The 317-nt window shown below is 66.9% G+C and carries 1 protein-coding gene and 1 pseudogene; both read right to left on the reverse strand.

Annotated features, from left to right (window positions below; translation table 11 throughout):
* Positions 1–129, reverse strand: a pseudogene (locus tag H5407_RS24580) (allantoinase); the annotation flags it as partial.
* A partial coding sequence (locus tag H5407_RS23890; protein ID WP_183106948.1) for an FCD domain-containing protein occupies positions 126–317 on the reverse strand: 192 nt, incomplete at its 5' end. The pseudogene H5407_RS24580 and the gene H5407_RS23890, both read right to left, overlap by 4 nt.

Raw genomic sequence — 317 nt, forward strand, 5'->3', positions numbered from 1 at the left:
GTTTTCACCGCCCTCCTCGTAGTTGAGGACGAATTGCACGGCGATGCGCGCCTGGCCGGGCCATTGCGCATGCGGCGGGTGTTCGCCGTAGCCGATCAGGTCGCGGGGATAGCGTGGGGTGCTGTTCATGTCTTGAGTACCGCCTTCAGGTCGTCATGCAGCCGCGGCTTGAGCCGCAGGTTCGATTCGACGTTGCCCAGGTGCGCCTGCATCAGCCTGCGCAGGGCGCGCTGGTCGCCGGCCTCCAGCGCATCGACGATGGCCTCGTGCTCGGCCTGCGATTCGGCCGCCGAATGCGCGCTCTGGTACATCAGCGC

This window comes from Mitsuaria sp. WAJ17, assembly GCF_014174515.1.
Taxonomy (GTDB): domain Bacteria; phylum Pseudomonadota; class Gammaproteobacteria; order Burkholderiales; family Burkholderiaceae_C; genus Roseateles_B.